The sequence below is a fragment of the Polaromonas sp. genome, assembly GCF_029945685.1.
GTDB lineage: Bacteria > Pseudomonadota > Gammaproteobacteria > Burkholderiales > Burkholderiaceae_C > Polaromonas.
On sequence record NZ_JAQSDA010000013.1, the window covers coordinates 16,981 to 28,056 of the forward strand.

The following is an 11,076-nucleotide window of genomic DNA, read 5'->3' on the forward strand; positions in this document are numbered from 1 at the left end:
GGCAAACGGCCGTTTTCATTTGCAGTGCCGGCGCGAGACGGACTTGTCACGCAGTCCACGCCGGAGCCGCATTATTTGTAAATGCCGCAACCCAGGACCAGGTCGTCCATTTTCTCGACGTACATGGATTTTTGCTGGACGACCTTGGTGATCGGGTTGGGCCATTTGAAGTCGACCCAGCCCGTGCCCTTGGCTTTGGCCAGGTCGATGTATTCCTTGACGAAATATTTGCCGTCGATGTCCTTGAGTTCGATGAGCGACTTGCCGACCAGCTTGGGATTGACGCCATGCGCCAGCATCTTTCCGTCCGTGTCAACGGTGGTCATGTAGAGGTCGCGATCCCTGAACGGGCCGTTCGGATTGGCGAATTCCGCGAAGGCCTTTTCCCTGCCGTTGGCTTTGATGTAGGCAATGGCTTTCTTGACGAGCGCGGTGGCTTCCGCGGCCGACCCCTGTTCGCCAGCCGCCGTGGCAGACATGTTGAAGCTCAGGGCGGCCAGACCGACCACGAGTACCTGGAGAAATTTTTTCATGATGACTGTTCCTTTGTTTCCTGAAAATCCGGATTGCCGGATGACTTGTGAACCCTTGTTCCGCACACACCGCCCCCAGGCGCTCAAACGCGACCGGGTCCCGGCAAGGCCCTGGGTGAATGACAGCGATTCGCAGCAGGCAGCGCATCAACGCGCGCCTTCATGCATAACGGCAGCGTGCAGGAAATAGTGAAGGGCCGGAAACCGTTTTTTTGGCAGCCCGCCTTCCCGGCCCCGCAGGCCCCCGACACGCGCCGGCGTACGGACCCTGGCAGATCGGGTCCAATACAGGCATGACACTCCCTGACCAGACGGACGCCGCACGCCGGCCCTCCCCGCTTGCAGCGGCCTCGGCTGTGGTGCTCGAAGTGCGGGACCTGCGCTTTCGTTATCCCGAGCGTGAACTGTTCGCCGGCCTGTCGGCCGCCATTTCGCCGGGCGTCACCTTGGTGCGTGGCGGCGACGGACGCGGCAAGAGCACGCTGCTGCGCCTGCTGGCAGGGGCGCTACCGCCCGATGCGGGCGAGCTCAGCATCCGGGGACGCTCGCTGCGGGACCAGGCGAAGGACTACCGCCAGCAGGTGTTCTGGACGGAGCCGCGCACAGAGGCGTTTGACCAGATGACGCCCGCGCACTACTTCGACATGCAGCGCCAGGCGTATGCCGGTTTTGACGACGGCGTGCTGGCTCAATGTGTGGATGGCCTGGCGCTGGCGCCGGAGCTGGCCAAGCAGCTGTTCATGCTGTCCACCGGCTCGAAGCGCAAGGTCTGGCTGGCGGCGGCGTTTGCCTCGGGTGCGCCGCTGACGCTGCTGGACATGCCCCTTGCCGCGCTGGACAAGGCATCGGCGGGTTTTGTTCTGGCGCTGCTGCACGATGCCGCTGCCGATCCGACACGGGCCTTCGTGGTCGCCGATTACGCGGCACCGGCCGGGGTGCCGGTGGCAGGGGTCATGGACCTGGGCGACTAGAGAGGTAGCCGAGTTGCTGCGCCACAAAGGCGTCAAAGGCCGTCAGCAGCGGTTCAAACTTCCCGCGATCGCCTTCAAGCTGCATCAGCGCCGCACAGGTGGCTTCCAGCGTCGACAGCTGGCCGGGCCGGTGCGCTTTGCGGATGCGGTAGCTGGAGGCGGTGGGCTCCCACAGTGACAGGCGCGGCAGGGCCTGCAGCGGCGGGCTGAGATGAAGCATCTTGCGGCTCTTGCGCCAGGTGCCGTCAAGCACGATCAACCGCAGCCGGGAGGGCTCGCGCAGCCACCCGGCCGGCAAGGCGGGCGGGGGTGGAAACCCCGGCGCCTGGTCTTGCCGGATGTCCGGGTACAGCAGAATGTTGTGGCGGGGAGCGTGGGCCACGGCCCCGGCCGCCCCGGAAACCTCAAAGGGCGCCGCCAGCAGGGCAGCGTCGGCAAACACCTCGCCCGTCACCATGCGGCTGCGCGGCAGGCTCAGGTGCAGCAGCCGCGCGCTGCCTTTGGGGTGATCCACCTCCAGCGGGTGCTGCAGGATGAGCACCTCGACCTCATGCAACACCGGCGTGACCCAGGCGCAGATGCAGACGTTCTGCGGACGCAGGCAACGCGGACAATGCGGGCGGCGGGGCGGCGCTGCATTCACTATCAAATCAATAGCTGCTTGCGCAGGCCACAAAAGGGCTGGAGGCCAAAATGATCAAATACAACCGGCCGGCTCAGGACCCCAGAAACTCGCCCAGGGGCTTGAGGTCGTCTACCCGGTCGCAGACCGACTTGACCATCATCATGATGGGAACACCCAGCAGCAGCCCCCACACGCCCCAGAGCCAGCCCCAGGCCAGCAGCCCGACAAACACCGCCACCGGGCTCAGGCGGCTGGCGCGGCTGGTGAGCCAGGGCGTGATCAGGTTGCCGACGATGGTGTGGATGAGCAGCGAGGCGCCCCCGACGATCAGCGCCATGTTCAGCGTGCCGAACTGCAGGAAGCCGACCAGCGCCGTGGCGGCCGCGGTGATGAGTGAGCCCACATAAGGCACGAAGTTGAGTACGAAGGCAACAATGCCCCAGACCGCCGCATTCTCCAGGCCGAGGGACAGCAGGGCCAGCCAGGTCAGCACCCCGACCAGCGCGCTGGTGAGCAGCTGCACCTGCAGGTAGCGCTGGATCTGGCCGGTGATTTCATGCAGGGCCTGCAACGTCACTTTTTTCTTGCTCAGGCTGGGGCCGGCCAGCTTGAGCAGCTTGCGCCGGAAGCTGTCACCCGAGAGCAGCAGGAAGTAGGTCAGGAAAATGACAGCGACGGCTTGCCCGATCAGCGCGACCAGGCCGATGGTGCCGGTCCAGAGATAGTCCTTGACGTTGAAACTTGCGCGCTCGACCACCACCCGCATGGCGCCCCGGTTGTTGCCCGGTTTGGCGCCGTCCTGGGTGGCCTGCTCGATCTGCGAGGCGGCTTTCTGCACCGTGTCCAGCGTGCTGTCCGACTGTCCGGTCCTGACCTTGGTCGCGTTGCGGAATTTCTGTGCCGCCACGGGCAGCGACTCCACCAGCTGCACCGCGTTGTTCCGCAGCGACCAGGTCGTCGATCCGATGGTGCCCAGAATTGCCAGCAGCAGCACCGCAGAGCTGAGCCAGCGCGGCACGCGTTTGAGTTCCAGCCAGTTGACCACCGGCGAGAGCGCATAACTGAACAACACGCCAACCATCACCGGGATGAACACCGCCTTGGCCCAGTGCAGGACGAACAAAATGGCCAGGCCGGCCAGCACCATCAGCGACATGTTGCGAATGTCCACCGGCATGTGCAGAAGCAGGCGCTCCGGCTCGGGGAACGTCGTCACCTCGGGATCGGCAGGCGCGGCAGGTTCTGCCGGCAGTATTTCGGGCACGTGTTCTTCGCTCATTGGTGTTCCTTGTGGGGCGCTCCGCGGGGTGTCACTGGCAAAACCGCCTTGGGGCGAAGTCTCCATTCCTGTACCGGCCCCATTTCACCGCCACAGGCAGCCGGCCGGTGCAGGACGGCGTCGCCAGAACAGGTAGGCGGCTTCGACCAGGCGGCGGGTTCACGCGGCGATGGCCTCGCGCACCGCGCTGAGCTGGCGCCGCGAGACCGCCAGCAACTCGTCGATGCCGTTGAGCCGCACGGCCCAGCCTTCGCCTTCTTCGGGATCAAAGTGTTTTTCCAGCGCGCGCACCGCACGACGGGCCACCAGCGCGTTGCGGTGGATGCGCATGAATTGCTGGGCGTATTTTTCCTCCAGTTCGTTGAGGCTGCCGTCAAGGATGTAGCTTTTGCCTGCAGTGCGCACGGTGATGTACTTGAGCTCGGCCTTGAGGTACAGCACCTCGGCCAGCGGCACACGCTCGGTCCGGCCGCGGTCCTGGATGATCAGGAAATCAGCACTCGAATCGGCCTCCAGCCCTTTGCCTGCCTGCGCAAGCCGCTCCACTTTTTGTAGCGCCTGCTGCAGCCGCTCGAGCCGTACGGGCTTGGTGAGGTAGTCCACCGCCTCGAGATCGAAGGCCTGCACCGCGTGTTCGGAATGGGCGGTGACAAACACCACCGCCGGCGGCTGCGGCAGGCGGGCAATGGTCTGCGCCAGCGCGATGCCGTCGGCGCCGGGCATGCGGATGTCCAGCAGGACCACATCAAAGGTTTCGCGGCCCAGGGCGTCCATGGCCTGCGCCGCATGCGCGGCCTCGCCAGCCACGCAGGCCGGCGGCGCGGTGCAGTCGCCCAGCAGCGTGCGCAGGCGCGAACGCGCCAGCGCCTCGTCATCCACAATCAGCGCCCTCAGCTTGCCTGTCATAGCGGGATCTCCAGCCTCACTTGAAAAACACCGTCCTTGAACACGGTCTTGAACTGCGCCTGCACATCGTGCAGCAACGCCAGGCGCTCGCGCACATTGGCCAGCGCCAGCCCGTGTCCCCGCTCACCGACGCCGGCGGGCGTGGAGTTGGTCACTTTGACCACCACCACCCCGCCACGCCGTTCGGTGGTGATCTTGATCTGCGCGCCCTGGGCGCTGGGCTCCACGCCATGGCGCACCGCATTTTCCACCAGCGGCTGCAGCAACAGCGGCGGCAATTTGGCCGGGTCGGCCGCGGGGTCCAGGCTCCATTGCACCTGCAGACGCTCGCCAAAACGGATCTGCTCGATGGCCATGTAACGCTGCGCCAGGGCAATTTCCTGCCCCAGCGTGACCGACTCGGTCTGGTCGGCCAGCGCATGGCGAAACAGCTCGCTGAGGTCTTCCAGCACGGCTTCGGCCTTGGCCGGTTCGGCGCGCACCAGCGCAATGGCGCTGTTGAGCGTGTTGAACAGGAAGTGGGGCCGGATGCGCGACTGCAGTTCGGCCAGGCGCGCCGCCGTGGCCGCCGGTGTGCGCGCCTTGGCGCGCCAGACCAGCCCGGCCACCAGCACCGCCGAGAGCAGGGCACCGGCCGCAGCGCTGGCCCACCAGGGCGCCGGATTGAGCAGGTTGAGCAGCACCAGCAGCCCGCAGCCATACAGGCCCGCCAGCGCACCCAGGGCGACGCCAGCCACCCACTGCTGGGAGGTGCCGAGCCGGGCCAGCCGCCCCTTGAGCACGCAGGCGGCAATCAGCCAGGCCAGCGTGGCGGGCAGCACGCCGCCGGTGAGCAGCGAAAACCGCAGCAGCCAGTCGACAAACATGCCGCCACCGAACATCGCGCCGACGCCCACCACCGCTTCGACGAACAACACGGCGCGCAGCACCACGCCGACATTGCAGGCGTCAAACACATTGACACGGGCCGGCAGGGGCGCAGGCGCGTCCCCGGGCTGGCTGAGGCCGCCCAGCACGGTGGACTCCCCAAAGGAAGAAAGGTCGGGCTTGAAATGCATGAAAAGGTCGCTCGGCAGGTATCCGGTTTCTGCGCCGGGGCTAGGCCGGAGGTCCCAGGCGCGCCCCCTTTACGGGGACTTCCTGCACGCAGATAAAATCAGGTTCATGAGTATTGCACCGGCAGCCCGCTTGAAACCGGCGTCAAACCCGTACTTCCCCCAATAATGTTGCCGCCGCGACACGCCAGCGCGGCCGCCAGACGGTCCTCCACAGAAAGCCTCCCGTGAGCCAACTCGACAAAAAATCCCAAGCCTGGTCCGCCCTGTTCTCCGAACCCATGAGCGACCTGGTCAAGCGCTACACCGCCAGCGTTTTTTTTGACAAGCGGCTGGCTGACGCCGACATCACCGGCTCGCTGGCGCATGCCGAGATGCTGGCGGCGCAGAAAATCCTGGGCGCCGACGACCATGCGGCCATCCAGCAAGGCATGGCGCAGATCCGCTCTGAAATCGAAGCCGGCGCCTTTGAATGGAAACTGGACCTGGAAGACGTGCACCTCAACATCGAGGCGCGCCTGACGCAACTGGTCGGCGACGCCGGCAAACGCCTGCACACCGGCCGCTCGCGCAACGACCAGGTCGCCACCGACGTGCGCCTGTGGCTGCGCGGCGAGATCGACCTGATCGCCGCGCTTCTCACCGACCTGCAAAAAGCGCTGGTGGACATCGCCGAGAAGAATGTCGAGGTCATCCTGCCCGGGTTCACCCACCTGCAGGTGGCCCAGCCCGTCAGTTTTGGCCACCACATGCTGGCCTATGTGGAAATGTTCGCACGCGACGCCGAGCGCCTGCAGGACGTGCGCAAACGCGTCAACCGCCTGCCGCTGGGCGCCGCCGCACTGGCCGGCACCAGCTACCCGCTGGACCGCGAACGTGTCGCCACCACCCTGGGCATGGTCGATGCGCAGGGCCAGCCCCAGGTCTGCCAGAACAGCCTGGACGCCGTCAGTGACCGCGACTTCGCGATTGAGTTCACCGCCGCCGCCTCGCTGGCGATGGTGCACATCAGCCGCATGAGTGAAGAGCTGATCTTGTGGATGAGCCAGAACTTTGGTTTCATCGAGATTGCCGACCGTTTCACCACCGGCTCATCCATCATGCCGCAGAAGAAAAACCCCGACGTGCCGGAACTGGCGCGCGGCAAGACCGGCCGCGTGGTCGGCCACCTGATGGGCCTGATCACGCTGATGAAGGGCCAGCCACTGGCCTACAACAAGGACAACCAGGAAGACAAGGAGCCGCTGTTTGACACGGTGGACACCCTGAAGGACACGCTGCGCATCTTTGCCGAGATGGTGGGCGGCATCACCGTCAAACCCGAAGCCATGGAGCGCGCCGCGCTCAAGGGTTACGCCACTGCCACCGACCTGGCCGACTACATGGTCAAGAAGGGCCTGCCCTTCCGCGACGCGCACGAGGCCGTGGCCCATGCGGTGAAAGCCGCCATCTCGCACGCGGTGGATTTGTCGGAGCTGCCGCTGGCGGTGCTGCAGCAGTTCAACCCGAAGATCGAAAAAGACGTCTACGACGTGCTGAGCCTGCGCGGCTCACTGAATGCGCGCAACACCCTGGGCGGCACGGCGCCGGTGCAGGTGCGCGCGCAGATCGCGCGGCACCGCGCGCGGCTGGGCTGATTCCTGCGCATCGGGATTTAAGCCTGTCCTAAGCGCAGCGCCGCATACTGGCGGGCTGTGAGGACAAACAATGCGCCTGTTGCTGGTTGAAGACGACGCCATGATCGGCGAGGCCGTGCTGGCGGTGCTGCGGTCCGCCCACTACGCCGTGGACTGGGTGCGCGACGGCGCCATGGCCGACACCGCCCTGCGCAGTGAGCAGTACGACCTGGTGCTGCTGGACCTGGGCCTGCCCAAACGCGACGGGCTCGAGGTCTTGCGTTCCCTGCGCGCGCGGCGCAACACCACCCCGGTGCTGGTGGCCACCGCGCGTGACGCCGTCGGCGACCGCATCGCCGGCCTGGATGCCGGCGCTGACGACTATGTGGTCAAACCCTATGACACCGACGAGCTGCTGGCGCGCATACGTGCGCTGATACGCCGCAGCGCGGGCCGGGCCGAGCCGGCTTTTGAACACCGCGGCGTGAGCCTGAACCCTGCCACCCATGAAGCCAGCCTGAACGGCCAGCCGGTGTCGTTGTCGGCGCGTGAATGGGCGGTGCTGGAACCGCTGCTGGCACGCCCAGGCACGGTGCTGTCGCGCGTCCAGCTCGAGGAAAAGCTGTTCAGCTGGAAGGACGACGTCAGCAGCAACGCGGTCGAGGTCTATATCCACGGCGTGCGCAAAAAACTCGGCAACGACATCATCCAGACCGTGCGCGGCCTCGGCTACCTGGTGCCCAGACAATGACCCCCACCCGCCAGGGCAACGCATCCGGCGAAGCGAAAAGCGTGGGAGGCCATTCGCTGAGGAAGCGCCTGCTCTGGTTCGTGCTTGCCGCCATTTTGCTGGCCGCCGTGGCGCAGGCAACCACCGCTTACCGCAGCGCGCTGCAGCAGGCCGATGCCCTGTTCGACGACCATTTGCGGCAGGTGGCGCGTACGCTGCGCGGCGGCATCCCGCTGGGCGCCGCCCTGCCGGAGATCGAGGACGATGCGGGCTTTGACCTCTATGTACAGATCTGGGGCCAGGACGGCACGCAGATCTTCCGCTCCACGCGGTCAGCGCTGCCGCCCCGCGCGGTGCTGGGGTTTTCCGACGTGGAGGCCCATGGCAAGCACTACCGCGTGTATTCGCTGCAGACGCCTTTCCAGACGGTGCAGATCGCGCAGGACCTGGACGCCCGCACCGCCCGCGCCCGCGCGCTGGCGCTGCGCGCCGTGCTGCCTTTTGCGCTGCTGACGCCACTGCTGATGCTGGCGGTCTGGTGGGTCATCAACCGGTCGCTGGCGCCCATCGAACGGACGCGGCGCCAGGTTGCGCAGCGCGGAGCCGACGATTTTTCGCCGCTGGCCGATGCGGGCCTGCCCGACGAAGTGCGGCCGCTGGTCGATGAACTCAACCTGCTGTTCGGCCGGGTGCGCAAGGCCTTTGACGCGCAGAAGAACTTTGTGGCCGATGCTGCGCATGAACTGCGCTCGCCGCTGACCGCGCTCAAGCTGCAGGCGCAGGCGCTGCGCCCGAACGGCCGGTCGGACCAGACCCCGGCCGAGCGCGAAGCCGGCATCGCCCGCCTGAACCAGGGCATAGACCGCGCCATCCGGCTGGTCGAGCAACTGCTGGTGCTGGCGCGCGAAGAGGCCGGTTCGGGCCCGGCAACGCCGGGGGCGAATGTCCTGGTTGATCTGCAGGACGTGGTCAAGCTCGCGGTGGCCGACGTGCTGCCGCATGCCCGGCTCAAGCAGATCGATCTGGGCCTGACGGATGAGCATCTGGCCAGCGCGCAGGTCCTGGGCGAGCCCGAAGCGCTGCGTGTGCTGCTGCGCAACCTGCTGGACAACGCCGTCAAGTACACGCCTGCCGCGGGCCGCGTCGATGTGTCGCTCGAGCTGGCACAGGGCCGGCCGCTGCTGCGGGTGGAAGACAGCGGCCCGGGCATTGCGGCAGCAGAGCGCGAGCGTGTCTTCGACCGCTTCTACCGCGCCAGTGGTGCAGCGTCCGAAACCGGCAGCGGCCTGGGCCTGGCCATCGTCCAGGCGATCACCGAGCGCCATGGCGCGACCTTGCAGCTGGACCGCTCGGAACGCCTCGGCGGCTTGCAGGTGAGCGTGACTTTTCCGAAGCCACCTTCATCCGCCTGAACCGACGCTATATATTTAATAGCTGCTTGCGCCCACCCCATAAGGGCTGGAGGCCATTTTAATTGCCGGTTTCGGACTCGCAGCGAGCGACCATGGACACCATTCCCTTCAGGCAGGGGCCGCGGGTCCGGCGTTGCCGGCCTGCAGGCGCAGCGCACTCTGGTGGGTAGCGCGCTCCACGCAGTGAGCAACCGTGGGGCACCATTCAAGGAAGCGCTGAATAAGTCCTTGCGGATGCGGGGCAGGCGGATTGGGATGGGATGCAAGGCGGATTTCGCAGCCAATAGCCAGCTATTGGCAAGAAATTCAACGCAGCAGACCGCCCAAGCCCGGCTGATCGCGCGCCGCAGGGGGCTTGTTCAGCGCTTCCTTAAGCCTCACCTAAGCCTGCCTCCCCATAGTTGTCCTGTCGGCACCGCGGTGTGCCTCACTCCAAGGAAACGCGTCATGACAACTGCAGCACTGAAAAACACCCGCCTCGTCGTTGCCCTGCTGGCCGCCGGCGCCATGGGCGGCGCCGGCGTCAGCGCCTTCAACGCTGTTCACACGGCTTCCTTTGCGGCGGCGCCGCCGGCCATCGCCGCTGCGGCCCCCATCCAGGCCGTCGCGCCGCCCGACTTCTCGCAGATCACGGAGCGTTACGGCCCGGCCGTGGTCAACATCAGCGTGACCGGCACCACCAAGGTCAGCAATGATTCCCCGCTGGCACAGGGCGATGACGAGGACGGCGCATCGGGCGACCCGTTCTTCGAGTTCTTCCGGCGCTTCCAGCAAGGCCAGGGCCGGCCCGGCGGCCCGCAGCAGGAAATGCCCACGCGCGGCCAGGGCTCGGGCTTCATCGTCAGCGCCGACGGCATCATCCTGACCAATGCCCACGTGGTGCGCGGCGCGAAGGAAGTCACCGTCAAGCTGACCGACCGGCGTGAGTTCCGCGCCAGGGTGCTGGGCGCCGACCCCAAGACCGACGTGGCCGTGCTGAAGATCGACGCAGCCAACCTGCCGGTGGTGGCGCTGGGCAAAACCAGCGAGCTGAAAGTCGGCGAATGGGTGCTGGCGATCGGTTCTCCCTTCGGCTTTGAAAACACCGTGACCGCGGGCGTCGTCAGCGCCAAGGGCCGCTCGCTGCCCGACGACAGCAGCGTCCCCTTCATCCAGACAGACGTGGCCATCAACCCAGGCAACTCGGGCGGCCCGCTGTTCAATGCGCGCGGCGAGGTGGTGGGCATCAACTCGCAGATCTACAGCCGCAGCGGCGGCTACCAGGGCGTGTCCTTTGCCATTCCCATTGACGTGGCGGGACGCATCAAGAACCAGATCGTGGCCACCGGCAAGGTCGAACACGCGCGTCTCGGTGTGGCGGTGCAGGAGATCAACCAGGCCTTTGCCGACTCCTTCAAGCTCGACAAGCCCGAAGGCGCGCTGGTCTCCAGTGTTGAAAAGGGCGGGCCGGCCGACAAGGCAGGCCTGCAGTCGGGCGACGTGATCCGCAAGGTCAACGGCCAGCCCATCGTGTCGTCGGGTGACCTGCCGGCGGTGATCGGCCTGGCGGCGCCCGGCGACAGCGCCAGGCTGGAGATCTGGCGCCAGGGCGCGGCCAGGGAGCTGACGGCGCGGCTGGGCAGCGCCGACCAGAAGGTCGCACAGGCCGATGACCCGAAAACCAGCGCCGCGCAGGGCAAGCTGGGCCTGGCGCTTCGGCCGCTGCGGCCCGACGAGCAGCAGGAAGCCGGTGTCGAGAGCGGCCTGCTGGTGCAACAGGCCAGCGGTCCCGCTGCGTTGGCCGGGGTTCAGCCCGGTGACGTGCTGGTGTCCGTCAACGGCACACCGGTGCGCAACGTCGAGCAGGTGCGCGCCATGGTGGCGAAGTCCGGCAAGTCGGTCGCGCTGCTGATACAGCGCGGCGACAGCAAGATATTTGTGCCGCTGAATCTCGGCTGATAGCGGGCGAA

At 66.5% G+C, this 11,076-nt stretch carries 10 protein-coding genes; 5 read left to right on the forward strand and 5 right to left on the reverse strand.

Annotated features, from left to right (window positions below; translation table 11 throughout):
- Positions 1-71: 71 nt before the first annotated feature.
- The gene (locus PSV26_RS09565; protein ID WP_300514685.1) at positions 72-533 is read right to left on the reverse strand and encodes a cache domain-containing protein; all 462 of its coding nucleotides are present in this window, start codon (positions 531-533) and stop codon (positions 72-74) included.
- Positions 534-826: 293 nt separating this feature from the next.
- Between PSV26_RS09565 and PSV26_RS09570 the strand changes: the two genes are divergently transcribed.
- Complete coding sequence (locus PSV26_RS09570; protein WP_366945989.1) at positions 827-1,504, forward strand: ABC transporter ATP-binding protein; 678 nt, start codon at positions 827-829, stop codon at positions 1,502-1,504.
- On the opposite strand, the gene PSV26_RS09575 is transcribed toward PSV26_RS09570, so the two are convergent.
- From PSV26_RS09575 to PSV26_RS09590, 4 genes are all read right to left on the reverse strand, one after another.
- Positions 1,485-2,150 (reverse strand): tRNA-uridine aminocarboxypropyltransferase, encoded by a 666-nt coding sequence (locus PSV26_RS09575; protein WP_300570299.1) that lies wholly within the window; start codon positions 2,148-2,150, stop codon positions 1,485-1,487. The genes PSV26_RS09570 and PSV26_RS09575 overlap by 20 nt on opposite strands.
- A gap of 70 nt (positions 2,151-2,220) precedes the next feature.
- Positions 2,221-3,408, reverse strand: coding sequence for an AI-2E family transporter (locus PSV26_RS09580; RefSeq protein WP_300570123.1), 1,188 nt, complete (start codon positions 3,406-3,408; stop codon positions 2,221-2,223).
- A gap of 159 nt (positions 3,409-3,567) precedes the next feature.
- On the reverse strand, positions 3,568-4,314 hold the full coding sequence (locus PSV26_RS09585) for a LytTR family DNA-binding domain-containing protein (RefSeq protein WP_300514688.1): 747 nt from the start codon (positions 4,312-4,314) through the stop codon (positions 3,568-3,570).
- Complete coding sequence (locus tag PSV26_RS09590) at positions 4,311-5,372, reverse strand: sensor histidine kinase (RefSeq protein WP_300570125.1); 1,062 nt, start codon at positions 5,370-5,372, stop codon at positions 4,311-4,313. The genes PSV26_RS09585 and PSV26_RS09590 overlap by 4 nt, the downstream gene beginning before the upstream one ends.
- Before the next feature lie 224 nt (positions 5,373-5,596).
- Between PSV26_RS09590 and argH the strand changes: the two genes are divergently transcribed.
- From argH to PSV26_RS09610, 4 genes are all read left to right on the forward strand, one after another.
- Positions 5,597-7,006 carry an argininosuccinate lyase gene (gene argH / locus PSV26_RS09595; RefSeq protein WP_300570128.1) on the forward strand — a complete coding sequence of 470 codons (1,410 nt, stop codon included), beginning with the start codon at positions 5,597-5,599 and terminating at the stop codon, positions 7,004-7,006.
- Positions 7,007-7,076: 70 nt separating this feature from the next.
- Positions 7,077-7,736, forward strand: a complete 660-nt coding sequence (locus tag PSV26_RS09600) for a response regulator (RefSeq protein WP_300570131.1) — start codon at positions 7,077-7,079, stop codon at positions 7,734-7,736.
- Positions 7,733-9,127, forward strand: a complete 1,395-nt coding sequence (locus PSV26_RS09605) for an ATP-binding protein (protein WP_300570134.1) — start codon at positions 7,733-7,735, stop codon at positions 9,125-9,127. The genes PSV26_RS09600 and PSV26_RS09605 overlap by 4 nt, the downstream gene beginning before the upstream one ends.
- A gap of 447 nt (positions 9,128-9,574) precedes the next feature.
- A complete protein-coding gene (locus tag PSV26_RS09610) occupies positions 9,575-11,065 on the forward strand; it encodes a DegQ family serine endoprotease (RefSeq protein WP_300570137.1) in 1,491 nt (496 codons plus the stop codon).
- Positions 11,066-11,076 lie beyond the last annotated feature (11 nt).

Excerpts from the sequence above, each read along its gene's own strand:
- PSV26_RS09605 (WP_300570134.1), top strand. The coding sequence starts at position 7,733 with ATGACCCCCACCCGCCAGGGCAACGCATCCGGCGAAGCGAAAAGCGTG.
- PSV26_RS09570 (WP_366945989.1), top strand. The coding sequence starts at position 827 with ATGACACTCCCTGACCAGACGGACGCCGCACGCCGGCCCTCCCCGCTT.
- PSV26_RS09600 (WP_300570131.1), top strand. The coding sequence starts at position 7,077 with ATGCGCCTGTTGCTGGTTGAAGACGACGCCATGATCGGCGAGGCCGTG.
- PSV26_RS09610 (WP_300570137.1), top strand. The coding sequence starts at position 9,575 with ATGACAACTGCAGCACTGAAAAACACCCGCCTCGTCGTTGCCCTGCTG.
- PSV26_RS09590 (WP_300570125.1), bottom strand. The coding sequence starts at position 5,372 with ATGCATTTCAAGCCCGACCTTTCTTCCTTTGGGGAGTCCACCGTGCTG.
- PSV26_RS09585 (WP_300514688.1), bottom strand. The coding sequence starts at position 4,314 with ATGACAGGCAAGCTGAGGGCGCTGATTGTGGATGACGAGGCGCTGGCG.
- PSV26_RS09580 (WP_300570123.1), bottom strand. The coding sequence starts at position 3,408 with ATGAGCGAAGAACACGTGCCCGAAATACTGCCGGCAGAACCTGCCGCG.
- PSV26_RS09565 (WP_300514685.1), bottom strand. The coding sequence starts at position 533 with ATGAAAAAATTTCTCCAGGTACTCGTGGTCGGTCTGGCCGCCCTGAGC.